The organism is Acidovorax sp. GW821-FHT10E03 (assembly GCF_059415205.1).
In genome coordinates, this window is sequence record NZ_JBWKMU010000006.1 from 183,651 (window position 1) to 208,099 (window position 24,449).

Consider the following 24,449-nt stretch of genomic DNA (forward strand, 5'->3'; position numbering starts at 1 on the left):
GCGATTGTGGTTATTGCGTATGCGACGCGATGGCGGTCCGCCGGGGCATAACACCTTTGCCAGGATTGCCTTGCCCGCGCGGCTATGATCCAGCCCCCTTCGCGCAATCGCCCATGGCCGCCATTCACATCACCGACATCGAAGCCGCCATCAACCACTGGCGCGGCCGCGCGCCGTCACCCGATGGAGTCACCCTGGCGCCGCAGATCCGCGCCCTGGGGGAGGTGTATGCGCTGATGGTGTACCGGCGCGAGGATGCCGTGGACGAGGACAGCTTCCCCCTCGATGCGCTGGCCGCCTGGCAGGCCTGGTATGACACGACCCCCGACACGCCCTGTATCGCCATCTGCTCCACCAGCCAGGGCGATGACCTGTGCAAGGGCTGCGGACGGACTTTTGACGAGGTGCAGTTCTGGCCGGCGATGACACCTGTCGAGAAACGCACGGTGTGGCGGCGCATCACGCTGGAGCATTCCGCGTGGCGGTTCAACCGCTATGCGGAGCGTGCCGCCGAAGGCGCATCCCGGACACCGGCCGAGGCACCTTAGCGGCTGGGGCCCGCGCCCCGCGGGGACTGTACGCCAGGCGTTCAAACCGCTATGGTGGTCCCATGCTGCGCCTCACCCAAGCCCCGAACATCGCCATCGCCACGCTGTGGGCGGACTTGTTGTGCGAGGCGGGCATGGCGGCGTCCGTGCAGCGCCAGTATCTGGGCGCTGCGGCGGGGCACCTGCCGCCCGACCAGTGCCTGCCCGAAATCTGGCTGGACTACGACGAACACGCCGCCCGCGCTCGTACTCTGCTGCAGGAACTGCAAGATTTGCCGCAGCGCCGCTGGGCATGCCAGTGTGGGGAGACGGTCGAAGGCGGGTTCGAGCAGTGCTGGCAATGTGGCACGCTCATGCCACGGGATTGATTCGAAAGCTACGAAATTGATAGCTACTGACGCCTATCTAGCAAGCGCCAGAGGTTATTCTGACTAGCGCTCCAGTCACTTCCAGCGCACGGGCTCCACATGTACGCTGCCCTGGGTGCTGCTCAGGGTGATCGCGCCCTCCTGCACCGTGGCCTGCAGCTGCATGCTGCGCTCGGCCAGCTGGGCGAGCGCCTGGGAGGCCTCGGTGGGAATGCGCCACACCTGCAGCTTTTCCAGCCGCGACAGCTTGGTCTCGATGCCCTTCCACCAGATTTCCGCGGCGTGGTTGAAGCAGTAGACGATCACGGAATCGGCCTTGCTGCAGGCCTTGGTGAGCGGCTTGTCTTCCGGCTGGCCCACCTCGATCCAGACGCGCTTGCGGCCCGTGAAGTCGGTCAGCGACGCATCCGGGTCATCGGGGTCCGACAGGCCCGCGCCAAACGCCAGCGTGGCGTCGCCATTGCACAGGTCGTTGAGCTGGTGCGCGGCAATGGCCAGGGCGGCCAAGCGGACCATCATGCGCTCATCCGTCTCGCTGGGATGGCGGGCGAGCGTGAGCGCATGGTCGGCGTAGTAGCCGTGGTCGATGTCGGCGATCTGGAGATTCGCCTTGAAGATGGTGGATTTGATGGCCATGCAGCCTCACTACTAAATAGATAGCTGCCAGCGCTTGACAGGCAAGCGCCAGAGGCCAAAAAGGCTGAAAAACCTGAGGTCAGACCCGGCGAGCCAGCTCGGCCGCCTTGCCGACGTAGCTGCCCGGCGTCATCGCCAGCAGCCGGTCCTTTTCGGCCTGGGGGATTTCCAGCGAATGGATCAGCCCGTGCAGCGCCTCGGCCGTCACGGTCTTGCCGCGCGTGACTTCCTTCAGTTTTTCGTAAGCGCCCTGCACGCCAAAGCGGCGCATCACCGTCTGGATGGGCTCGGCCAGCACTTCCCACGAGGCGTCCAGGTCTTCGGCCAGGGCCTCTTCGTTCAGCTCCAGCTTGTTCAGGCCGGTCAGCAGCGAGGCATAGGCCAGCGCCGCGTAGCCCAGGGCCACGCCCATGTTGCGCAGCACGGTGCTGTCGGTCAGGTCGCGCTGCCAGCGGCTGATCGGCAGTTTTTCGGACAGGTGCTTGAGCAGCGCATTGGCCAGGCCCAGGTTGCCCTCGGCGTTTTCAAAGTCGATGGGGTTGACCTTGTGCGGCATGGTGCTGGAACCGATCTCGCCAGCCTTCAGGCGCTGCTTGAAGTAGCCCAGGCTCACATAGCCCCAGATGTCGCGCGACAGGTCGATGAGGATGGTGTTGGCGCGGGCCACCGCGTCGAACAGCTCGGCCATGTAGTCGTGCGGCTCGATCTGGATGCTGTAGGGCTGGAAGGTCAGGCCCAGGCCCAGCGGCTCGGGGGTTTCGATGACCTTCTTGCTGAAGGCTTCCCAGTCGAAATCGGGCCAGGCGGACAGGTGGGCGTTGTAGTTGCCCACGGCGCCGTTCATCTTGCCCATGATCTTGACGGCGGCCACGCGCTCGCACGCCGTCTGCAGGCGCATGACCACGTTGGCCATCTCCTTGCCCACGGTGGTCGGGCTGGCGGTCTGGCCGTGGGTGCGGCTGAGCATGGGCACGTCGGCGTAGGCGTGCGCCATTTCGCGCAGCTTGAGCACGATGCGGTCCAGGCCCGGCAGCACGACCTGGTCGCGGCCCGAGCGCAGTTGCAGCGCGTGGCTGGTGTTATTGATGTCTTCGCTGGTGCAGGCAAAGTGGACGAACTCCGAGGCTTTTTCCAGCTCGGGGCGCGCTTCGAACTTGCTCTTGATCCAGTACTCCACGGCCTTCACGTCGTGGTTTGTTGTTTTTTCGATCTCCTTGATGGCCGCGGCGTCAGCCTCGGAGAAGTTCTTGATGAGGCCCAGCAGGTAGGCGCGGGCGCCGGTCGTGAGAGGCTTGAATTCGGCAAAACCAGCGTCCGAGAGGGCGATGAACCAGGCCACTTCCACCTGCACGCGGCGGTGCATGTAGCCATGTTCGCTCATGATCGGGCGCAGGGCGGCAAGTTTGCTGGCGTAACGGCCGTCAAGCGGCGACAGGGCGGTGATGGTGGACAGGCTCATGGCGCGCAATTGTAGGCGCCGCGCATCAGTCAGCCCCGCGCAGGCCGCTGCCGATAGAATCAAACTCGAATTGTTCTGCTTACCCGCGCACTGGAAGACAAACCATGAAATTGATCGGAGCCTCTGCCAGTCCCTACGTCCGCAAGGTGCGGATCGTGATGGCTGAAAAAAAGCTCGACTACCAGTTCGTACAGGAAAACGTCTGGGCGGACGACACCCATATCTCCACCTCCAACCCGCTGGGCAAGGTGCCCTGCCTGGTGATGGAGGGCGGCGAAGCCGTGTTTGATTCGCGCGTGATCGTGGAATACCTGGACACCCTGTCCCCGGTGGGCAAGCTCATCCCCACCCAGGGCCGCGAACGCGCCGAGGTCAAGACCTGGGAAGCCCTGGCCGATGGCGTGGTGGACGCCGCCATCCTCGCGCGGCTGGAAGCCACCTGGGCCCACCGCAAGGACAGCGAACGCAGCCAGGCCTGGATCGACCGCCAGCTGCGCAAGGTGCACGACAGCCTCAAGTCCATGAGCCAGGGCCTGGGCGACAAGCCGTTTTGCAGCGGCATCCACCTGAGCCTGTCCGACATCGCCGTGGGCTGTGCGCTGGGCTGGCTGGAATTCCGCTTTCCGGAGATCGCCTGGCGCAATGAATACCCCAACCTGGGCAAGCTGCTGGACAAGCTGATGCTGCGCCCGAGCTTCGCGGACACCAAGCCCAGCTGAGCCGCCCGCCAGCGGCGCGGGGCGGCACGGCCGGACGCCGCGCACGGGCTTGCGGCACGGCGTGGCGGGCATGCCGTATGCTACGCAGCTTATGAACGAAATGGTTCAAAACATCCCCAAGGCCCTTGGCGCGCGCGCCAGCCGGCAACGCGCGGCGCGCGACGCCGCCGCCACGCCGGGCGCGGACCGGGTGCGCGTCAACGACCCCGACCGCACCATGGCCAACATCCTGCAGGTGGCCACGGCGGAGTTTGCCGACAAGGGCCTGGCGGGGGCGCGCATCGATGAGATCGCGGCGCTGACCAGCACCAGCAAGCGCATGATCTACTACTACTTCGGTAGCAAGGAAGGCTTGTATGTCGCTGTGCTGGAGGATGCCTACCGGCGCATCCGCCGCATCGAATCGGAACTGCACCTGGAAGACCTGGCGCCCGAGCAGGCGCTGCGCACGCTGGTCGGGTTCACAGTGGACTACCAGCTCGCCAACCCCGATTTCATCCGCCTGGTGATGAATGAAAACATGCACCGGGGCGAGTTCATCAGCCGCTCCACCACCATCCAGGAACTCAACATTCCCGTCATCCACGCGGTGCACAACGTGTACCAGCGCGGCGTGGCTGCCGGCGTCTTCCGCCCCGACGTGGACCCGGTGGACCTGCACATGTCGATCTCGGCGCTGTGCTTCTTCAATGTGGCCAACCGCCATACGTTCGGCGCGATCTTCAAACGCTCGCTCGACACCCCGGCCGCCACGGCCCAACGCCGGGAATCGATCATCGAGATGATCGTGCGCTTCCTGCGCCCCTGAACCACCGGCGCCGGCGCGCGCCACCACGCCCTCGCCCTGAACAGGCCGCAGCGCGATGCAGCACCGCGCCCGGGCGGCATTGCGTCCCCACGCGGCTGCGGCCAATACGGCAAAACGGTGTTCAGGGTTTGCACCTAGATCAAATACTAACCAGTTCGTACAAAATTCTTCCAGCCTTTCAACCACAACGACTGGAGACACCATGTTCGCACTGGCCGACCGCGTGCTGCGGGGATACACCCGCGTGCTGGATGTATTGGCGGGCCTGTGCCTGGCCATCATGGTGGTGCTCGTTTTTGGCAATGTGGTGCTGCGCTACACCTTCAACTCCGGCATCACCATCTCCGAAGAGCTGTCGCGCTGGCTGTTCGTGTGGCTGACCTTCATGGGTGCCGTGGTGGCGCTGCGCGAACATGGCCACCTGGGCGTGGACGCCCTGGTCTCGCGCCTGCCCACGCTGGGCAAGAAGATCTGCCTCCTGGTGGCGCAGGTGGCCATGCTCTATGTGTCGTGGCTGCTGCTCACGGGCAGCTGGTCGCAGACGGTCATCAACTGGGAAACCGAAGCCCCCGTGACCGGCGCCTCCGTGGGCATCTTCTACGCCAGCGGCGTGCTCATGGGCGCCTCGGCCATCGCCATCCTGCTGCGCGACCTGCTGCGCACCCTGTTCGTCCCCCTGGCCGACCATGAGCTGATCATGGTGCAGGAGAGCGAGGAGGCCGCCGCGCTGGAGCAGATCCAGCGGGACGCGCAAGCGGCCGCCGACACCCCGGGCGCGAACAGGCCCTGACGACAGACAACCAGCCCGGAATACCTCCCATGACCGTCGCGATCTTCCTCGGCTCCCTGCTGCTGGCCATGGCCATCGGCATTCCCATCGCCTACGCGCTGCTGCTCAGCGGCGTGGCGCTGATGTGGCACCTCGATCTGTTCGATGCGCAGATCCTGGCGCAGAACGTCATCAACGGCGCGGACAGCTTTCCGCTGCTGGCCGTGCCCTTCTTCATGCTCGCGGGCGAGATCATGAACGTGGGCGGCCTGTCCAGGCGCATCGTCAAGCTGGCGCTGGCCCTGGTCGGCCACATCCCTGGCGGGCTGGGCTATGTGGTCATCATGGCGGCGGTGATCCTGTCGGCGGTGTCGGGTTCTGCGGTGGCGGACGCGGCCGCGCTGACGTCGCTGCTGCTGCCCATGATGGTGGTCGCGGGCCACAGCAAGGAGCGCTCGGCCGGACTCATCGCCTCGGCGGGCGTCATCGGCCCCATTATTCCGCCGTCCATCGGCTTCGTGATCTTTGGCGTGGCGGCCAATGTGTCCATCAGCAAGCTGTTCCTCGCGGGCATCTTCCCCGGTCTGCTGCTGGCCGTCTCGCTCGCGGTCACGTGGTGGTGGCTCGGCCGCCGTGAAAACGTCATGCCTCCACCGCGCGCCACCCGCGCCGAACTGAAGGTGGCGCTGCGCGAGGCCGCGTGGGCGCTGGGCCTGCCCATCATCATCCTAGTGGGCCTGCGCATGGGTGTCTTCACGCCCACCGAGGCCGCCGTGGTGGCCGCGATGTATGCGCTCGTCGTCTCCATGGCGGTGTACCGCGAGCTCTCGTGGCGCCAGCTGGTGGGCATCTTCCAGGCGGCCGCGCGAACCAGCGCCGTGATCATGTTCCTGGTGGCCGCCGCCATGGTGTCGGCCTGGCTCATCACCGTGGCCGACCTGCCGTCCAAGGTCATCGGCATGCTCGAACCCTTCATGGGCAACCCCACCCTGCTGCTGGTGGCGATCATGGTGCTGGTCATGGTGGTCGGCACGGCCATGGACATGACGCCCACCATCCTCATCATGACGCCCGTGCTCATGCCGGTGGTGAAGGCCGCAGGCATCGACCCCGTCTACTTCGGCGTGCTGTTCATCATCAACAACTCCATCGGCCTCATCACGCCGCCCGTGGGCACCGTGCTCAACGTGGTGGCGGGCGTCGGACGCATCTCCATGGGCCAGGTCACGCGCGGCGTGATGCCCTTCATGCTGGCGCAGTTCGTGGTGATGTTCCTGCTGGTCGCGTTCCCCTCGCTCGTCACCGTGCCCCTGCGCTGGCTCGGCGGCTGATTCCCGTGCCCCTCCCGCCTTCCGTTCCTTCCTGTTTCTGCCCCGCCCAAAACCCAAGGAGACATCCATGAAACTCTTGAAGACCCTGCTCGCCACCGCCCTCGTCGCGGCTTCGCTGCTGCCCGGTGCGCATGCTCAGGAACGCACCATCAAGTTCGCGTTCCAGAACCAGAAGGAGCACCCGCAGGCCCAGGGCGCGCAGAAATTCGCCGACCTCGTCGCGGCCAAGACCAGCGGCCGCATCGCGGTCAAGCTTTTTCCCGGCGGCACGCTGGGCGGCGACCTGCAGACCGTCTCGGCGCTGCAAGGCGGCACCGTGGAGATGACGGTGCTCAACGCCGGCATCCTGTCCGCACAGGCCAAGGAATTCGGCATCTACGACTTCCCGTTCCTGTTCGCCTCGCCCCAGGAGGCCGATGCCGTGACCGACGGCCCCTTCGGCAAGAAGCTGCTCGACAAGCTCGCGGCCAAGAACCTGGTGGGCCTGGGCTACTGGGAACTGGGCTTTCGCAACCTGACCAACAGCAAGCGCCCCATCACCAAGGCCGAGGACATCGCGGGCCTCAAGATCCGCGTGATCCAGTCGCCCATCTACATCGACATGTTCAACGCGCTGGGCGCCAACGCCGTGCCCATGCCGTTCCCCGAGCTGTACACGGCCATGGAGCAAAAGGCCGTGGACGGCCAGGAGAACCCGTTCTCCACCATCCTGTCGTCCAAGTTCGCCGAGGTGCAAAAGCACCTGACCATCACGCGTCACATGTACAACCCGCAGGCGGTCATCGTGAGCAAGAAGTTCTGGGACAGCCTGAACCCCGCCGACCAGAAGGCCGTGACCGAAGCCATGGCCGAGGCCACCGCGTTCCAGCGCAGCGTCTCGCGCTCGCAGGCCGACGTGGCGCTCGAAGAGCTCAAGAAGGCCGGCATGCAGGTCACCGAGTTCTCGCCGGCGGAAGTCGACAAGCTGCGCGCCAAGGTCAAGCCCGTGGTGGAAAAGCACAGCGACAAGGTGGGCGCCGAGACCGTGCAAGAGGTCTATGCCACGCTGGCCAAGCTGCGCGGCGGCAAGTAGGCCATCGCAACGCAGCAGCCACCCCCGCGCTGCGGTGCGGGCACCAACGCCCACACGCCAGCGCGTCCTCCACGCAACCCGCCCATGAGCACCCAGCTCCTTGATCCCCCGGTGTCATCCACCGCATCCGCCATGTCTTCCACAAGCCCCCGCAAGGTGCTGATCGGGCTGATCGGTGCCGGCATCCAGAAGTCGCTGTCTCCCGCCCTGCACGAAGAGGAGGCGCGGCACCACGGCATGCGCCTGCACTACCAGCTGATCGACCTGGACCGCTCGGCGTCTTCTCCCGCACAGCTGCCCACGCTGCTGTCGGCTGCACGCATCATGGGCTATGCCGGCTGCAACGTGACCTACCCGTGCAAGCAGGCCGTGATCCCCTACCTCGACAGCCTGTCGGAAGAAGCGCAAGCCATGGGGGCCGTGAACACGGTCGTGGTCCACGATGGCAAGCTCGTGGGGCACAACACGGACGGGTCAGGCTGGGCCCGGGGCTTCACCCGTGCGCTGCCGGGCGCCGACCTCGGCCGCGTCGTGCTGCTGGGCGCGGGCGGTGCGGGCGCCGCCATCGCGCATGCCGTGCTGCGCCTGGGTGCACGGCACCTGACCATCGTCGATGCGCAGCCCGAACGGGCCGCGCAACTGGCCGCCGACGTGAATGCGCTCTATGGCCCCCGGGCCGAGGCCGGCGAGATCCACGCGGCCATGGCGCGGGCCACCGGGCTGATCCACGCCACGCCCACGGGCATGGACAAGCTGCCCGGCCTGCCCCTCGATACGGGCCTGCTGCACCCCGCGCTGTGGGTGTCCGAGGTCGTGTACTTCCCGCTCGACACCGCCCTGGTCCAGGCCGCGCGCGCACTGGGCTGCCGCGTCTCGGACGGGGGCGGCATGGCCGTGGGCCAGGCGGTGGGTGCCTTTGAACTGTTCACCGGCGTGGCGCCCGACGCGGACCGGATGGACGCCCACTTTCGCCGGCTCGTCAGCCCGCGCTGACACCACCGCAACCACACGCAAGGAGTCCAACGCATGAGCACCCCGATGATGGCCGCCCGCGAGGCGCTCGGAGACCTGCCCAACCCCCTGGGACTGCAGGGGGTGGAGTTCATCGAATACGCCACCAGCCGCCCGCAGGCCCTGGGGCAGGCGCTGGAGCGCATGGGCTTCCAGCCGGTGGCGCGCCACCGCTCGCGCGAGGTCCTGCTGTACCGGCAGGGCGACATGAACATCATCGTGAACGCGCACCAGGACGAAGAGCGCACCGGGCCGCACGCGCCGTCCGCCCTGGCGGAAACCCCCGTGCTCGCCGCCATCGCCTTCCGTGTGGGCAACGCAGCCGCCGCCTACCGCCGCGTGCTGGAGCTGGGCGCCTGGGCCGTGCACACCGAGGTCCAGGTGATGGAGCTGAACATTCCCGCCATCCACGGCGTGGGCGCGAGCCGCATCTACTTCGTGGACCGCTGGAAGGAATTCTCGATCTACGAGGTGGATTTCATCCCCATCCCCACCGTGAATCCGCGCCCGCCCGCGCTGCAGGGCCTGCATCTGTTCGGCGTGGTGCAGTACATCGGCCTGGGCAGGGCGCCTGACTGGATCCATTTCTACGGCGAACTGTTCGGCTTCGCCGAGCTGGCGCCCGACCAGTCGTTCGGCGTGCTCACGCATGGCCGCATCCTGGCCAGCCCCTGCGGCACGCTGCACTGGCAACTGATCGAGCCGCTCGTGGATGCGCTCGATGCCGACCCCGAGGAGCTGCTGCAGCGCGTGGCCTTCGGCACACCGGACGTGCTGGCCACGGTGAACGCGCTGCGCGCCCGGGGCGTGGACTTCGTGGAATCCCCCACGGGGGTGCACACGGGCACGCGCGGCGCGCTCACGCGGGCCGATGCCGGCTCGCCCAGCTTCGAGCTGGTTCTCGACGCCCGCTGACCACCGCCCGGAGACTTCGATGCGCACTTCGACCATGCAACGCAACGTCGCCGACTTCGGCATGGACACCATCAGCCTGGCCGGCCCGCTGGAGGCCAAGCTGGCCGCCGTCAAGGCGGCGGGTTTCGGCCAGATCATGCTGGCGGCCCGCGACATCGTGGGCCATCCGCAGGGCATCGAGGCGGCCGTGCACGCCGTGCGCAGCAGCGGCCTGCGCGTGACGGGCTTCCAGGTGCTGCGCGACTTCGAGGGCCTGTCGGGCCACCTGCACAGCTACAAGGTGGACATCGCCAAGCAGATGATCCTGATGGCGCGCGACCTGGGCGCGCCGGTGCTGCTGGCCTGCAGCTCCACGTCATCGCACGCCACCGCCGATGCCGATGCCATCGCGCGCGACCTGCGCAAGCTGGCCCTGCTGGCGCTGCCGCACGGCATCCGCGTGGCGTTTGAAGGGCTCTCGTGGGGACGGCACATCAACGAGGTGCACCAGGCGTGGGCGGCGGTCGAGCAGGCCGATTGCCCCAACCTCGGCCTGGCCATCGACTCGTACCACCAGTTCGCCACCAGCACGCCGCTCACGGCGCTGGCCGACGTGGACCCCGCCAAGATCTATCTGGTGCAGCTTTCGGACTTCATGTGGCAGGAGACCCGCACAGTGCAGGAGCGCATCGACACGGCGCGGCACTTTCGCGTGTTCCCTGGCGAAGGCGTGCACAGCCAGGCGCTGGCCGAGCTGGTGCGCACGCTCGATGGCATGGGCTACCAGGGTGACTACAGCTTCGAAGTCTTCAATGACGACTACCAGCAGCTGCCGCTGCCTTATGTAGCACAACGCGCATGGAACAGTGCGCTGTGGCTGGCCGAGGGCGTGCTGCAGCGCGCCGTGCCGCTGCCGGGGCACCCACGCATCAAAACGCTGGCGTGATCAATGCGTCAACGGCCAACAATCAACTGTTGGCGCGTTTCTTGAGCCAGCGCATCAGCGCGCCCAGCACCGGCAGCTTTTCATACAGCTCTTCGGCGGCGTCCCAGTAGTCGCGGTGTAGCGCCACCAGGTCCTGGTCATCGAACACCAGGTGCGAGGCGCCGCGCACGGTCTGCGTCACGCCCTTGTCAAAGCCCTTGAAGGCGAACAGGAACTCCCAGGTCAGGAAACACTGCGGGCCCTGCACCACGCGGCCGGTGACCACGAAACGCGGCTGCTCCAGCGCATCGAACATGTGGTCGAAGATGGCCTGGATGGCGGGCAGGCCCAGCACTTCGTTGAACGGGTCCTTGAAGCGCGCATCGGCCGCGTACAGGCGGCCCAGTGCCGCCACGTCGGCCGGGGCCAGGGTCTCGAAGAAGGCCACCACGCGGGTGACGGCTTCTTCGGTGGAGGTTGTGGTGCGAGGTGGCTGCAGCATGGCGCTCAGAGTCCCGTGAACCTGCGGACCGCAGGAAAGTACCACCGATACGGCAACACGCGCAGCAGTTTCATCACCCGCGTGAAGCGCTTGGGGAAGTGGATGTCGAAATGCCCCCGCTCCCAGCCCTGCAAGATGGCCGCTGCCGCCGCCTCGGGCGAGATCAGCGCGGGCATCGTGAAGTCGTTGCCCGCCGTGAGCGGCGTGGCCACGAAGCCGGGGTTGATCACGCTCACGCCAAGCCCCAAGCCGTGCAGATCCAGGTACAGCGACTCGGCCAGGTTGATGAGCGCAGCCTTGGTCGGCCCGTAGGCCAGGCTCCTGGGCAGCCCCCGGAACCCCGCCACGCTGCTGACCACGCTCACATGCCCGGGGCGCCCCGCGTGCGCCGCGGCCAGCATGGCGGGCAGCACGGCCGCCAGCACGTGCAGCACACCGCTGTAGTTGATCTGCCCGTGGCGCAGCATGTCGGCCAGATCCAGGTCGGTGGCGCGCATGTCGCGGTAGGTGCCGGCGCAGTAGCACACCAGGTCGGGCGCGCCCCCGGACAGCACCCGTGCGGCGGCAGCCTGCACCTGCTCGGGCTGCGCTATGTCCAGGGGCAGGGCCAGGCTGCCGGGGTGCTGGGCGGCAAAGGCATCGAGCGCATCGCCGCTGCGGGCCGACACCGTGACCTGCGCACCGCGCGCATGCAGGGCCGACGCCGTGGCGCGCCCGATGCCGCTGGACGCGCCGATCACCCAGGCCCTGCGGCCCTGCCAGTCGCGCAGCGGTGGGTTCAGGCTCATGGCGCGCGCCTGGTGAACGACAGCGTGATCTCGCCCAGGCGCACGCCAAACTTGCTCATGGTGGCGCGGTTGAGCATCACGCGGTCGTCGATGAGAACCATCCAGTCGTCCAGGTCGACGTGGTAGACCGTGCCATCCACCGGCAGGGCCAGCGTGTAGTTCCAGCGGAAGACGTTGCCCCGCGCCTGCCCGTGGGCCGTGCCCACCACGTCGTCGGCGGTGCCGGTGGTACGGCCGTCGGCGTGCTGGGTCAGGCGCCAGATGCGGCGCTGGGTGGTGCCGTCCGAATAGGTGAAGGCCTCGTCGAGCACGCCCTCGTTGCCCTGCCACTGGCAATCCATGACCACGGTGAAGCGTTTGACGATCTGGCCGCTGCGGTCCTGGAAGATGCCCCAGGCGTCGATCTTGCCGTTGAAATACCGGGCCAGGTCCAGCACGGGCTTCTCGCTGGCATAGCCTTCGATGCCCGGGCTGGCGCAGCCGGACAGGGCCACGGGCGCAGCCGCCACGGCGGAAAGGAGGAGGCGTCGTTGCATCATGGGGTGGGCCCTGGGGTCGGTTCGGACAGGTTGATTCAAACAATCGCTGCGCTGCGGGGACGCCGCAGGAGCAGGGCGTAGAGCGCCGCCGCCGCCATCAGCTTGAGCACGCAGGGCAGCACCGCATAGGCGATGCCCAGGGTCTGCAAGCCGCCGTCGCCGCGCGTGCCGGGGGTGTAGCCCAGCCAGCCCAGCAGGGGCAGCGCCAGGCCCGCGGCCAGCGCCAGGTTGAGCTTGGTGGCGAAGTTCCACCAGCCGAAGTACGCGCCTTCGTGCTGGCCGCTGTCGCCCTCGGCCGCGATCACGCCGGCCAGCAGGGCGCCGGGCAGCGCCAGGTCGGTGCCCAGCGCCACGCCCGACAGCGCGCAGACCGCGAGGAAGGGCAGCACATCGCCCACCCCCACGAACGCGGCCCACACAAACACTGCGACCGCCAGCAGCATGCCCGCCAGCCAGGTGCGCGCCAGGCCCCAGCGCGCCACGGCGCGCAGCCACAACGGGATCGACAGCGCGGCGCAGACGAAGTAGGCCGCGAGGAACAGGGGCTCCTGGGCGGGTGGAGCCTGCAGGCGGTCCTGGATGAAGAACAGCACCAGCGTGGCCGGGATGGCGCTGGCAATGCCGTTGAGCATGAACACCGCCAGCAGGCGGCGGAACGCGGGGCGCCCCCACGGCCGCCACAGGCTGGCGCGCCGCGACGGGCGATACCCGCCCGCCACGGCGCCACCCGCATGCGCCGGGGGGCGCGGCGCGCGCGTCCAGGCCCACCAGCCCAGCAGCAAGGCCATGGCAAACACGCCGAGCATGACCGGCAGCCCCAGCAACGCGGGCAGCACCGAGGCCAGCACCACGCCCGCCAGCGCGGCGCCTTCGCGCCATGCCACGATGCGGCCGCGCTGCAGTTCGTCGCCGCCCAGGCGCGCGCCCCACGCCTGGTGCGCAATGCCCAGCTGGCTGTAGGCCGTGTAGGTGATGAGCAGCGCCACCAGGGCCCAGGCGGTCAGCCCATCGGCCCCGCGCACCAGCGGAAAGAACAGGCCGGTCAGCCCCAGTGCGAGCACCATGGCCGACACCGCGCCCGCCGCCAGCACGGCACGCACCGAGCGGCCGAACAGGTGGTCGCAGAGGCGGCCCAGCAGCGGGTCCGACACCGCATCGAACAACCGCGCCGCCAGCAGCACCGAGCCCAGCGTGGCCAGCGGCATGCCGAACTCGCGGGCATAGTGGTTGGGCAGCAGCACGTACAGCGGCAGCGCCACAAACGCCAGGGGCAGGCCCAGCAGCCCATAGGCCAGGCCGTGGCGGGCGCGCAGGGGCTGGGTGGTGCGGGTCATGGCTGCCCCATGGCGCGGGTCGCGCCCAGCAGTTCCTGGCGCAGCCTGGGTTCGGAGGTCTGGGGCGAGAGCCAGATGCCGAAGAACAGGCGCGAGAACTCGGCATCGGGCACCTCGCCCACCACGCGCCCGGCCATCCTGAACACCGCACCCACGCCCGGCTGGTGAATGCCCAGCAGGCGGTCGCCCGCCTTCACGTCCGGCAGCGCCGCCTGCAGCGCCTGCTGCCAGCGCGCGGCCTGCTGGGGCGTGAAGCTGCCCACGCGGCGCATTTCCTCGATGGAGCGCCTGGCGATGGCCTCCGCCGTGAAGTCGCGGTGGTAGGTCAGCTCCAGCGCCAGCGGCTGGGCGCCGTAGTTCTCGGCGTCAAAGCCCGGCTGCACCCACAGGCGTGCGCGGTAGACCTCGAAACCCAGGAACCGGAGCACGCCCTGGCCCGCCAGGCGCACGCCGGACAGCGGCGCCGCCGTGGCCTGGGCCGCCCCTGCCCCTTGCGCCACAGCCATGCTGGAATGAAAAACGGCTGCAGCGCAGATAAAACACGCGGTGGCAGCTATATTTTTCATAGCAATCTCAATCCTTGGCCAGCGTGTACTGCACCAGGTCGATGTTGCTCATCGCAAACGCCGCCTCGCAATACGCCAGGTAGAACTCCCAGATGTGCAGGAAGCGCTGGTCGAACCCCAGCTGCAGGATCTGCGTGCGCTGGGCCACGAAGCGGTCACGCCAGCGCCTGAGCGTTTCGGCATAGTCCTGGCCAAAGGCGAACTCGTCCACCACGCGCAGGCCCGCGGCCTCGGCCTCGCGGCGGAACTCGCGCGGGCACGGCAGGCAGCCGCCCGGGAAGATGTACTGCTGGATGAAGTCCGTGGAGCTGATGTAGCGCTCGAACAGGCTGTCGTCGATGACGATGCTCTGGATGCAGGCCTTGCCACCGGGCTTGAGCAGGCGGTTCACCGACTGGAAGTAGGTGGGCCAGTACTCGCGGCCCACGGCCTCGACCATCTCGATGGAGCAGATGGCGTCGTAGGGGCCATCGTGGATGTCGCGATAGTCCTGCAGCCGCAAATCGGCCTGGTGCTCCACCCCCTGCCCCGCCATGCGCCCTTGCGCGAAGGCCAGTTGCTCGGTGGACAGGGTCACACCGGTCAGCGATGCGCCGAACTCGGTGGCCGCCATCTCGGCGAGCGCCCCCCAGCCGCAGCCGATCTCGAGCACGCGGTGCCCCGGCCGCACCCCCGCCTGGCTCAGGGCGCGGCGCACCTTGGCATGCTGGGCCTTGCGCATGTCGCCGCCCGCATCGCCTTCGAACCAGGCGGACGAGTAATTCATCGTGTCGTCCAGCCACAGCGCGTAGAACGCATTGCCCAGGTCGTAGTGCGCATGGATGTTCTTCTGGCTGTTGGCGCGCGTGTTGCGGTTGAGCAGGTGCTTGATGCGGTACAGCAGGCGTCCGGCCCAGCTTCCATAGATCACGCCTTCCACCTGCTGGCGGTTGGCGATGAAGAGCTTGATCAGGTCGGTGAGGTGCGGCGTGGTCCAGTCCCCCGCGATGTAGCTCTCGGCGAAGCCGATGTCCCCCGACCTGAGCGCCGCGCTGCACACGTTCCAGTTCCTGAGCGTGATGGCCGCCGAGAGGCCGCCCCCCTGGCCGAAGTGCTGCAGCGTGCCGTCCGGCAGTTGCACCGTGAGGTTGCCATGCTGCAGCCCCTGCAGGAGCCGAAGGGCCGTGCGCGCGGCAGCCGGCGTGCCGGCGGGCAGGGTGGCGTGCAGGGCGGCGCCGGTGGTCGTGGTCGTGTTCATGGCGGTCTCGTCGGGCTGTGGGGTCAACGGGTCACGATGGAGGCAGGGGCCTCGGGCTTGCGGTGAAAGCGCACGCGCTTGAGCCACAGCCGCAAGGCCTGCCAGTGGATGCGCGCGATGACGGCCAGCGTCATGGCCGGGTAGCCCCACAGGGCCCGGCGCAGCGTCTGCCCCGTGATGGGGTGCAGGGTGCCGCTCACGCTGGTCTCGATCAGCGGTCCGGCGTCGTCGTCGTAGTCGATGCGCGCCACGGTGCGGCCCGCATCGGCGGGCCCGCCCGCCGTGCGCAGGAAGCGAAAGCGGTAGCCCCCGCCCGCCTCGCAGAAGGGCGAGACATGGAACACCTTGCGCGCCCGCAGTTCCACGCCGTAGCGGGGCGCGTCCAGCAAGTAGCAGTGCCGCTCGCCAAAGGTGTTGTTCACCTCCACCACGATGGCGCGCAGGCTGGCGTCGGCGCGGTGGCAGTACCAGAAGCTCACGGGTTTGAAGGTGTAGCCCAGCACGCGCGGGTAGCAGTGCAGCCAGACTTCGCCGGTGGCGTCGGCAATGCCTTCGGCGCGCAGCAGCTCGTCCAGCCAGGCCAGCGCCCCGCCCTGCGCGGCGCTGCGGCCGTCGCCATGGTCCGTGTCGTGAAAGCTGATGGCGCCGCGCCGGTTCACGGCCAGCGGGCCCGGCGCTGCGGCGCCCATGGTGCGCAGGGGCAGCAGGAGAAAGAACGTGGGGTAGGCAAACGCATGCCGCCGGGGCCGCAGCCGCGCATGGCGCACCTGGCCAAAGCCGATCAGCGGCTGCGGGGCCTCGGGAGCGGTGCCCATGCCGATGTTCATGCGGCCTCCGCCAGGGGAGCGGGCTGGCGGGCCAGCACCTGTTCGGCCACGGCGAGCCCGGACTTCAGTCCGTCTTCGTGGAACCCGTAGCCCGTCCACGCCCCGCAGAACCAGGTGTGCCCATGGCCCTGGATCTCGGCCACCTGCCGCTGCGCGCGAATGGCAGCCAGGTCGAACACCGGGTGGGCGTAGTCGTAGCTGCCGATCACCTGGTCGGGCGCGATCTCGCGCACGGGGTTGAGCGAGACGACCACGGGCTGCGCGAAGGGCACGGGCTGCAGCTGGTTGATGAGGTAGTGCAGGCACACGCGCGCCGATTCGCGGCCGGGCTGCGCGGCGCGCTCATAGTTCCACGCGGCCCAGGCGGCGCGGCGCGCGGGCAGCACCGCGGTGTCGGTATGCAGCACCGCGCGGTTGGCCTGGTAGCGGATGGCGCCCAGCACGGCGCGTTCCTGCGGCGTGGGCCGCGCGAGCAGCGCCAGCGCCTGGTCGGAATGCGTGGCCACGACGACCTGGTCGAAATGCCCGGTGCCGCCGTCGGTCACCACCCACACGCCGGCCGCATCGCGCTCGATGCGGCGCACGGGGGTCGACAGGCGCTTGTCCGCGATACCGGCCACGATCTTGTCCACATAGTGGCGCGCGCCCCCCGCGACCGTCCACCACTGCGGGCGGTCGCTCACCTGGAGGAGGCCATGGTTGTGGCAGAACCGGATCAGGGTGGCTACCGGAAACTGCAGCATCTGGTCGGTCGGGCAGCTCCAGATGCAGCCCAGCATGGGCAGGAAGTACCAGTCGCGGAAGGCATCGCCAAAGCGGTGCTCGCGCAGGAAGTCGCCCAGGGGCTGCATGAGCGCCGCATCGGCCCCGGCCTCGGCGATGCGGGTGCACAGGCGGTTGAACTGCAACAGGTCCGCCAGCATGCCCAGAAAGCGCGGACTGACCAGGTTGGCGCGCTGCGCGAAGACGGTGCCCAGGTTCGTGCCGCTCCACTCCAGCGGCCGGCCGCCCCGGGCCCCGGGCACCTGCACCGAGAACGACATGTCGGACCGGCACGTCTGCACGCCCAGTTCGGCCAGCAGGCGGATCAGCTGCGGATAGGTGCGTTCGTTGAAGACGAGAAAACCGGTGTCCACGCCCTGCGTGACCAGCCGGCCGCTGGCATCCCGCAGCGTGACATCCACGGTGTGGGTGTGGCCGCCAAAGTGGTCGCCGGCCTCATACAGGGTGATGTGCGCCTGGCCACGCAGCCGGTGCGCGGCCGCCAGTCCGGAGATGCCGGAGCCGATGATGGCGATTTTCATGGCCGGCCCCCTCTGGCCGGTGCCTGGAATAAAAAGGTTGCGAAGCGTCCCGAAACGAATAAGAGAGGGAGGGAGGAGAAGCGCTCCAGGAGGTCAGTCGGAACCCGGGGGCCCGAAAGGCTTCGCAACACTAAAACTGTACGCCACGCAATCGCAGCGTGCAGGGAATAGAGTGGGGCCCTCGCGCGGAAGTTCCAGGCCCCGCGCCGGTTTTTTTTAAAGAAACGTAAAGAAAACATTGCAATCACCGTGGAGCGGCAACAGCGAGTTGCTGTTCGATGGCGCGCATCAGGCCCTTGCTGTCAGGGGCGGTGAGGCTGGAGTACTGGTCGACCAGCTTGCCGTCGCGGCCCAGCAGGTATTTGTGGAAGTTCCAGCGCGGCGCGGTGCCCGACAGCTGTGCCAGCTGGCGAAACAGCGGCGAGGCGTCCGCGCCCTTCACGCTGCTCTTGGCGAACATCGGGAATTTCACGCCGAAGGTGTTCTCGCAGAAGTCCGCGATCTGCTGGTTGCTGCCGCTCTCCTGCGAAAAGTCGTTGGACGGAAAGCCCAGCACGACGAGGCCCTTGTCCTTGTACCGGGCATACAGCTCCTCGAGCCCCTTGTACTGGCCGGTGAAGCCGCAGAAGCTGGCGGTATTGACCACCAGCACGACCTTTCCGCTGTACTGGCACAGCGACTGCGGCTTTTCGTCCTGCAGCCGTGCAAAGGTGTGCTGCAAGGTGGCCGGGCAGCTTTCCGCGTCCGCCGCCCACGCGCGAGGGGCAAGCCCGGCGGCCATTGCGAGGACAAGAAGGCCCGTGGCCGGAAAAAGGCGTCTGGAAGAGGTTTTCATAGGACTCATAGCGCAGTGGTGTGGGCAATTTAACCATTCCATCATTTTTTGTCCACATGAGTTTTTATTTGTACTCATTGGTATACGCCGATGGATGGCCACTGGATTCAGATTCCCGGCAGCGGGAAGGGGGTATTGCGTGGCGCACGGCCAGGCGGGCATCGGATGCAAGCCGGATGCCGGGCATCAGCCCCCGTGGGAGCGTTGAAAAGCGGGCCAGGGAGTGCCCATGGCGGCCACACCGGGCGAGGGGGCGTTCACCCGCATCGGGTGCGGCCCCGCTGCGGGGCCGAAAAGATCAGCCCAGGTTGAGCAGGCGGTCGAGCGGGAGCTTGACCCGCACGTCCTTGAAGGCGACCACGCCCGTGACTTTCCAGGGCGGCATGCCGGTGTCGCGGGGAATCGGCTCGCCCGTGGGCATGCCGTCCCGGTTGGTCACAACCGCTACCTTGGGCGTGGTGGCCGTCGTACCTCGGCGGATGACGACACCCACCTCCTGGCTGGCCAACCGCACAAAGGCCCCTGGCGGATACACGCCCAGCGTCTTGACGAGCGCTGCACCGGCCTCGTCCACCTGGTGCTCCTCATCGTAGTAGCTCGCCTGCATGGCCGCCGTGACCGGCATGGGCCAGCGGGCGGCGCGGGGCGCCATGCGGGCGCCAAAGATATCGGCGCGCTGGATCAGCCGGGCCATCTGCTGGGCTTCCGTCTTCTTGGCCAGCGGGCCAGGCGTGCGGTGGTGGTGGCAGCGCACGGCCTCCAGCCATGCGGTGTCGGCCACGCCCAGCGAGCGCAGCAGCGCCTCGGACCGTGATGCGTGGTCTTCCACGGCCGCGATCTGCTGGGCAGTCAGGGGGTGGGTCTGCTGGGCCAGCTGGTCCTGCAGTTCGGTCATGGCGATGTTCATGGACAAGGCCGCATGCCCGAGCTGCTGCACCCGGCCCTCGGGCCAGCGCAGCATCTCGCGCGCGACCACCATGCACACGCAGGCCACCAGCATGGAGTGGGTGGCGCTGTACATGCGGGTTTCCTGGGCCGACAGGTAGATCAGGGCCAGCAGGGTGACATCGGGCGTCTGCTCACAGTGGCGCGAGAGTTCGTCGTGCAGCGCCTGGAAGCGCCCGCCAAAGTCCGACGGGGACGGCGCGCGCAGCAGTTGCGTGGCGCGCAGCTGCAGCTCGGGCCAGTCGGGCAGGGCCCGGCCTCCGCGCCCGCGCCCCGCCGGGTCGTCGGCCGCCGTCATCTGCATGGCGGCGATCTCGCCCAGGTTGGTGTCCGCGATCAGCATGCGCTGCAGCTGCGCCAGGTAGGCGCGGTGGCTGTCGCCGGATTCATCGGTGTCCACGCACAGCTGGCGGCCCCGCGCCACCATTTTGGCCAGCTCGTCCCGGGTGCGGATGACATAGCCCTTTTGCGCCAGCAGCACGCCATCGGCCCCCCGCAGCACGAAGGGCAGCGGGTGGCCAAGCTGAATGGATTCGATGTTCAGGCTGACGAGGTTCATGGTGCTCGTTACATTATCTAACGACTGGCGCGCCACCAAACCCTGGTCAACCCGGGTGATTGCCCGGTTGTTCGGGCAACCACCACCGGGCCATCACGGTGCGGGCGGCGAGGCGGGCACCGGGGGCAGCGCCGGGGCGGCGGGCGCGTGGTGCGCACCCCGCAGCCGGCGCACCAGGCGCCCGAACCGCTGGCCCAGATCATCCACCCCGGTGAAGACGGCGGGGATGACCAGCAGGCTCAGCAGCGTGGACGTGATGAGCCCCCCGATCACCGCCACCGCCATCGGCGAGCGGAAGCTCGCGTCGGCCGCGCCGATGCCGATGGCAATGGGCAGCATGCCCGCGCCCATGGCCAGCGTGGTCATGATGATGGGGCGCGCGCGCTTGTGGCACGCGTCGATCAGCGCCTCGAAGCGCGTCATGCCGTGCTCGCGCCGCGCCAGGATGGCGTACTCGACCAGCAGGATGGAATTCTTGGTGGCGATGCCCATGAGCATGATGAGCCCGATGAGCGAGGGCATCGAGAAGCTCTTTTGCGCGATCAAGAGGCCCACGAACGCGCCGCCCAGCGACAGCGGCAGCGCCGCCAGGATGGTCACCGGGTGCAGGAAGTCCTTGAACAGCAGCACCAGCACGATGTAGATGCACAGCACGCCCGTGAGCATGGCCAGGCCGAAGCTGGCGAACAGCTCGCCCATCATCTCCGCGTCGCCGATGGTGATCTGGCGCACGCCCGGCGGCAGGTTCTTGATGGAGGGCAGCGCCTCCACGGCCTTGGTCACGTCACCCAGCGGCTGGCCCGACAGCTCGATCTCGAAGTTCACGTTGCGTGCGCGGTCGTAGCGGTCCACCACGGCCGGGCCGCCGCTGAATTCGAGCGTGGCCACCTGGCCCAGCATCACCGGGCCCTTGGCGCCCGGCACCGCCAGGCGCTCCAGTAGCGACAGGTCCTTGCGGGCGTCGTCCTGCAGCTTCACGACGATGGGCACCTGCCGCGACGCGAGGTTGAGCTTGGGCAGCGACACGTCGTAGTCGCCCATGGTGGCGATGCGCAGGGTCTCGGCGATGGCGCTGCTGGTCACCCCCAGGTCGGCGGCCCGGGCGAAGTCCGGACGCACCGCGATCTCGGAGCGCACCAGGCTGGCGGTGGACGAGATGCTGCCCAGGCCCGGGATGGTGCGCAGGTCCTTCTCGACCGCCAGCGCGGCCGTGGTCAGCGCCTGCGGATCGTCGCCGGAGAGCACCAGCACGTACTTCTCGCCCGATCCGCCCAGGCCCACCTTGCTGCGCACGCCGGGCAGGGTTTCGAGGGCCGTGCGGATCTTGTTCTCGATGCCCTGCTTGCGCGGCCGCTCGCCGCGCTCGGCCAGCAGGATGGTCAGCGTGGCCTTGCGGGTCTCGGCATTGGCTCCGCCCATGAAGGGGTCCGCCCCCGCGGAGCCACCGCCGATGGTGGTGTACACGCTCTGCACGTGCTCCACCTTGGCGATGCGCTCGCGCGCATCCTCGGCCACGGCGCGGGTCTGCGCGAGCGTGGCGCCGGGCGGCAGCTCCAGGTACACCTGGGTCTGCGAGTTGTCGTCCGGCGGGATGAAGCCGGTGGGCAGCAGCGGGATCAGCGCGAGCGAGCCGATGAAGAACGCCGCCGTGGCGATGAAGGTGATCCAGCGGTGCCTGATGCACCAGGCCGCCCAGCGCAGGTACACGGTCATCCAGCGCGGGTCCTGGTGCTTGTCCACGATGGGTTTGAGGATGTAGGCCGCCATCATGGGCGTGAGCACGCGGGCCACCACCAGGCTGGCGAACACGGCCAGCGACGCGGTCCAGCCAAACTGCTTGAAGAACTTGCCCGCGATGCCGCTCATGAAGGCCGTGGGCAGGAACACCGCGATCAGCGTGAAGGTGGTGGCCACCACCGCCAAACCGATCTCGTCGGCCGCCTCCATGGCCGCCTGGTAGGGCGTCTTGCCCATGCGCAGGTGGCGCACGATGTTCTCCACCTCCACGATGGCGTCGTCCACCAGGATGCCCACCACCAGCGACATCGCCAGCAGCGTGATCACGTTGATGGAAAAGCCCAGCAGGTGCATGCCGATGAACGCCGGGATCACCGACAGCGGCAGCGCCACGGCCGAGACGAACGTGGCGCGCCAGTCGCGCAGGAACAGCCACACCACCAGCACGGCCAGCAGCGCGCCTTCGTACAGCAGGTGCATGGAGCCGTCGTATTCCTCCTGCACGGGCTGCACGAAGTTGAAGGCTTCGGTGATCTCCAGGTCGGGGTGCTGCACGCGCATCTCCTTGAGCGCGGCCTGCACGGCCCCGCCCACCTCGATCTCGCTCGCACCCTTGCTGCGCGCCACCTCGAAGCCCACCACGGGCTTGCCGTTGAGCAGGGCCAGCGCGCGCGGCTCTGCAATCGTGTCCGACACCGTGGCAACCTGATCGAGCCGCACGTGGCGGCCGTCCGACAGCGACAGCGTGAGGCTGGAAAGCTCCTGGGCCGACTGCACCGTGGCCAGCGTGCGCACGGGCTGCTCGCTGCCGCCCAGGTCGGTGCGGCCGCCGGCGCTCTCGGTCTGCACCAGGCGCAGCTGGCGCGACACGTCGGCCGCCGAGGCGTTGAGCGCCTGCAGCTTCACCGGGTCCAGCGCCACATGCACCTCGCGCTGAACACCGCCCACGCGGTTGACCGCGCCCACGCCGCGCACGGTGAGCAGCTTCTTGGCCACGGCATCGTCCACGAACCACGACAGCGCCTCGCTGTCCATGCGGCTCGAGGCGATGGTGAAGGCCAGCACGGGCTGCGCGGCCAGGTCCATCTTGGTCACGATGGGGTCGCGCACGTCGCCGGGCAGGTCGCCGCGCACCCGCGCCACGGCCGAGCGCACATCGTCGAGCGCCTCCTGTGTGGGCTTTTCCAGGCGGAACTCGGCCGTGATGGTGGCGCCGCCGTCCTGCACCTTGGTGTAGATGTGCTTCAAGTCCTGCAGCGTGGCGATGCTGTTCTCGATCTTGCGCGCCACGTCGTTTTCCAGCTGCGCGGGCGATGCGCCCGGCAGCGCCACGGTCACGGAGATCGTGGGCAGGTCGATGTCCGGAAAGTTCTGCACCTTCATCGCGTTGAACGACAGCAGGCCGCCGAACGTCAGCAGCACGAACAGCATCAGCGCCGGTATCGGGTTCTTGATGGACCAGGTGGATACATTCATGGAGAACGCTCCTTATTTGATAGCTACCAGTGCTTGATCAACCTGCGCTACAGGCACTTTTTGTTTGAATTCCTGCAGGGAGGAGGTGCTGCCGCTCGCCGGCGGCGCGCCGACCACACGCACCAGGTCCCCGTCATTCAGGAAGCCCGCGCCGCGCACGGCGACGGAGGCATTCGCGTCCAGGCCCGAGAGCACTTCCACCCGGTCGGCCACGCGGCGCCCCGTCTGCACCTTGCGCTGCTGCACGCGCTGCTCGGCGCCCACCACGAACACGTACGAGAACCCGTCGCGCACCACCAGCGCCTCTTGCGGCACCGTGAGCGCATCGCTGCTGCCCAGCGCGAACTCGCCGCGCGCGAACATCCCGGCGCGGAAATCGCTGTTCGCCGGCAAATCGACATACACCAGCGCATTGCGGGTTTGCGGGTCCACCGTGGGGGCCACCATGCGCACGGTGCCTTCGGCCGCCGCGCCGCTGGCCGCGGTCACGCTGACCTTGGCGCCCGGCGCGATGCGGCGCAGCTCGGTGGACGTGACTTCGGCGCGCCATTCGAGGCGCCCCTTGCGCACCATGCGGAACAGCTCCGTGCCCGCGCCCACCACCGCGCCCACCGTGGCCGTGCGGGCCGAGATCACGCCGCTGTCGGGCGCCACCACCTGGGTGTACTTCAGGCGCAGCTGCTGCGCGTTCAGCGTGGCCTTGGCGGCCTCCACCCGGGCCTGCGCCGTCTTCTCGGCGGTGGTGTACTGCTGGATCTGCTGCTGGCTCAGGGCGCCCGTGGCCTGCAGCGAGCGGGCCCGGTCGGCATTGGCGGCGGCTTCGGCCGCGTTGGCCTGGGCTTCGAGCAGGCTGGCGCGCATCTGCGCCACGTCGGCCTGCACCGTTTCGGCCGAGAAGGTGGCGAGCACCTGGCCGGCCTTGACCACGTCACCCACATTCACCCGCACATCGGTCAGGCGCAGTCCATTGCTTTCGGCGCCGATGCTGGCCTCCTGCCAGGCGGCCACATTGCCGTTGGCCGCCAGGCGCAAGGGCACCGACGTCCGCTGGGGCTGGGCCGTGCTCACCGTGAGCGCGGGGCGGGGCTGGCCCGCCTTGGGCTCGTCGGCGGCGCGCGATGCGCTGGAGAAAACCAGGGCGCCGCCGGTGGCCAGCACGCAGGCAGCAATCACGGCGAAGGCCGTCGGAGAGAACTTGAAGGAAGAGAAATTTTGCATTTGCTTTCGTCCTGAAGAATTCATATCAACTATCCACGGCGC

The 24,449-nt window shown here is 68.2% G+C and carries 24 protein-coding genes; 10 read left to right on the forward strand and 14 right to left on the reverse strand.

Annotated features, from left to right (window positions below; translation table 11 throughout):
- Window positions 1-113 precede the first annotated feature (113 nt).
- Both AC07OD_RS12480 and AC07OD_RS12485 read left to right on the forward strand, forming a co-directional pair.
- Window positions 114-548, forward strand: a complete 435-nt coding sequence (locus AC07OD_RS12480) for a DUF3717 domain-containing protein (RefSeq protein ID WP_218297155.1) — start codon at window positions 114-116, stop codon at window positions 546-548.
- Between the two features lie 62 nt (window positions 549-610).
- On the forward strand, window positions 611-916 hold the full coding sequence (locus tag AC07OD_RS12485; protein WP_010464546.1) for a putative signal transducing protein: 306 nt from the start codon (window positions 611-613) through the stop codon (window positions 914-916).
- A 75-nt stretch (window positions 917-991) separates the two neighbouring features.
- On the opposite strand, the gene AC07OD_RS12490 is transcribed toward AC07OD_RS12485, so the two are convergent.
- Both AC07OD_RS12490 and purB read right to left on the reverse strand, forming a co-directional pair.
- Entirely contained in the window at window positions 992-1,552 is a 561-nt protein-coding gene (locus AC07OD_RS12490) for a YaeQ family protein (RefSeq protein WP_010464548.1), read from the reverse strand.
- A 79-nt stretch (window positions 1,553-1,631) separates the two neighbouring features.
- Window positions 1,632-3,011, reverse strand: coding sequence for an adenylosuccinate lyase (purB, locus tag AC07OD_RS12495; protein ID WP_057271328.1), 1,380 nt, complete (start codon window positions 3,009-3,011; stop codon window positions 1,632-1,634).
- A gap of 104 nt (window positions 3,012-3,115) precedes the next feature.
- On the opposite strand from purB, the gene AC07OD_RS12500 reads away from it, so the two are divergent.
- From AC07OD_RS12500 to AC07OD_RS12535, 8 genes are all read left to right on the forward strand, one after another.
- The gene (locus AC07OD_RS12500; protein WP_494596905.1) at window positions 3,116-3,730 is read left to right on the forward strand and encodes a glutathione S-transferase N-terminal domain-containing protein; all 615 of its coding nucleotides are present in this window, start codon (window positions 3,116-3,118) and stop codon (window positions 3,728-3,730) included.
- Window positions 3,731-3,821: 91 nt separating this feature from the next.
- Window positions 3,822-4,538 carry a TetR/AcrR family transcriptional regulator gene (locus tag AC07OD_RS12505; RefSeq protein ID WP_218297152.1) on the forward strand — a complete coding sequence of 239 codons (717 nt, stop codon included), beginning with the start codon at window positions 3,822-3,824 and terminating at the stop codon, window positions 4,536-4,538.
- Window positions 4,539-4,740: 202 nt separating this feature from the next.
- Window positions 4,741-5,328, forward strand: a complete 588-nt coding sequence (locus AC07OD_RS12510; RefSeq protein WP_494596907.1) for a TRAP transporter small permease — start codon at window positions 4,741-4,743, stop codon at window positions 5,326-5,328.
- A gap of 29 nt (window positions 5,329-5,357) precedes the next feature.
- Window positions 5,358-6,638 (forward strand): TRAP transporter large permease, encoded by a 1,281-nt coding sequence (locus AC07OD_RS12515; protein WP_218297150.1) that lies wholly within the window; start codon window positions 5,358-5,360, stop codon window positions 6,636-6,638.
- A gap of 67 nt (window positions 6,639-6,705) precedes the next feature.
- The gene (locus AC07OD_RS12520) at window positions 6,706-7,710 is read left to right on the forward strand and encodes a TRAP transporter substrate-binding protein (protein WP_218297149.1); all 1,005 of its coding nucleotides are present in this window, start codon (window positions 6,706-6,708) and stop codon (window positions 7,708-7,710) included.
- Window positions 7,711-7,842: 132 nt separating this feature from the next.
- Entirely contained in the window at window positions 7,843-8,703 is an 861-nt protein-coding gene (locus AC07OD_RS12525; RefSeq protein ID WP_218339441.1) for a shikimate dehydrogenase, read from the forward strand.
- Between the two features lie 33 nt (window positions 8,704-8,736).
- Window positions 8,737-9,636: a VOC family protein gene (locus AC07OD_RS12530; RefSeq protein WP_218297147.1), complete on the forward strand. Its 900-nt coding sequence runs from the start codon at window positions 8,737-8,739 to the stop codon at window positions 9,634-9,636.
- Window positions 9,637-9,655: 19 nt separating this feature from the next.
- Window positions 9,656-10,561, forward strand: coding sequence for a sugar phosphate isomerase/epimerase family protein (locus AC07OD_RS12535; protein WP_369643722.1), 906 nt, complete (start codon window positions 9,656-9,658; stop codon window positions 10,559-10,561).
- Window positions 10,562-10,583: 22 nt separating this feature from the next.
- Here AC07OD_RS12535 and AC07OD_RS12540 read toward each other — a convergent pair whose 3' ends face one another.
- From AC07OD_RS12540 to AC07OD_RS12595, 12 genes are all read right to left on the reverse strand, one after another.
- The gene (locus AC07OD_RS12540) at window positions 10,584-11,042 is read right to left on the reverse strand and encodes a nuclear transport factor 2 family protein (protein ID WP_494596911.1); all 459 of its coding nucleotides are present in this window, start codon (window positions 11,040-11,042) and stop codon (window positions 10,584-10,586) included.
- A 5-nt stretch (window positions 11,043-11,047) separates the two neighbouring features.
- Complete coding sequence (locus AC07OD_RS12545; RefSeq protein ID WP_494596913.1) at window positions 11,048-11,830, reverse strand: SDR family NAD(P)-dependent oxidoreductase; 783 nt, start codon at window positions 11,828-11,830, stop codon at window positions 11,048-11,050.
- Window positions 11,827-12,369, reverse strand: coding sequence for a DUF3833 domain-containing protein (locus AC07OD_RS12550; RefSeq protein WP_218297143.1), 543 nt, complete (start codon window positions 12,367-12,369; stop codon window positions 11,827-11,829). The genes AC07OD_RS12545 and AC07OD_RS12550 overlap by 4 nt, the downstream gene beginning before the upstream one ends.
- A gap of 35 nt (window positions 12,370-12,404) precedes the next feature.
- The gene (locus AC07OD_RS12555; protein ID WP_492245176.1) at window positions 12,405-13,703 is read right to left on the reverse strand and encodes an MFS transporter; all 1,299 of its coding nucleotides are present in this window, start codon (window positions 13,701-13,703) and stop codon (window positions 12,405-12,407) included.
- Entirely contained in the window at window positions 13,700-14,209 is a 510-nt protein-coding gene (locus tag AC07OD_RS12560) for a chalcone isomerase family protein (protein WP_492254194.1), read from the reverse strand. Before AC07OD_RS12560 ends, AC07OD_RS12555 begins: the two co-directional genes overlap by 4 nt.
- Before the next feature lie 67 nt (window positions 14,210-14,276).
- Complete coding sequence (locus AC07OD_RS12565; RefSeq protein WP_218339435.1) at window positions 14,277-15,506, reverse strand: SAM-dependent methyltransferase; 1,230 nt, start codon at window positions 15,504-15,506, stop codon at window positions 14,277-14,279.
- A 23-nt stretch (window positions 15,507-15,529) separates the two neighbouring features.
- A complete protein-coding gene (locus AC07OD_RS12570) occupies window positions 15,530-16,321 on the reverse strand; it encodes a DUF1365 domain-containing protein (protein ID WP_494597040.1) in 792 nt (263 codons plus the stop codon).
- 8 nt (window positions 16,322-16,329) lie between these two features.
- On the reverse strand, window positions 16,330-17,637 hold the full coding sequence (locus AC07OD_RS12575) for an NAD(P)/FAD-dependent oxidoreductase (RefSeq protein ID WP_494596916.1): 1,308 nt from the start codon (window positions 17,635-17,637) through the stop codon (window positions 16,330-16,332).
- Window positions 17,638-17,881: 244 nt separating this feature from the next.
- Window positions 17,882-18,472 carry a glutathione peroxidase gene (locus AC07OD_RS12580; RefSeq protein ID WP_494596918.1) on the reverse strand — a complete coding sequence of 197 codons (591 nt, stop codon included), beginning with the start codon at window positions 18,470-18,472 and terminating at the stop codon, window positions 17,882-17,884.
- 298 nt (window positions 18,473-18,770) lie between these two features.
- Complete coding sequence (locus AC07OD_RS12585) at window positions 18,771-19,976, reverse strand: HD-GYP domain-containing protein (RefSeq protein ID WP_218297139.1); 1,206 nt, start codon at window positions 19,974-19,976, stop codon at window positions 18,771-18,773.
- 93 nt (window positions 19,977-20,069) lie between these two features.
- Entirely contained in the window at window positions 20,070-23,189 is a 3,120-nt protein-coding gene (locus tag AC07OD_RS12590; RefSeq protein WP_494596920.1) for an efflux RND transporter permease subunit, read from the reverse strand.
- A 12-nt stretch (window positions 23,190-23,201) separates the two neighbouring features.
- Window positions 23,202-24,407, reverse strand: coding sequence for an efflux RND transporter periplasmic adaptor subunit (locus AC07OD_RS12595; protein ID WP_369643728.1), 1,206 nt, complete (start codon window positions 24,405-24,407; stop codon window positions 23,202-23,204).
- Between the last annotated feature and the right edge of the window lie 42 nt (window positions 24,408-24,449).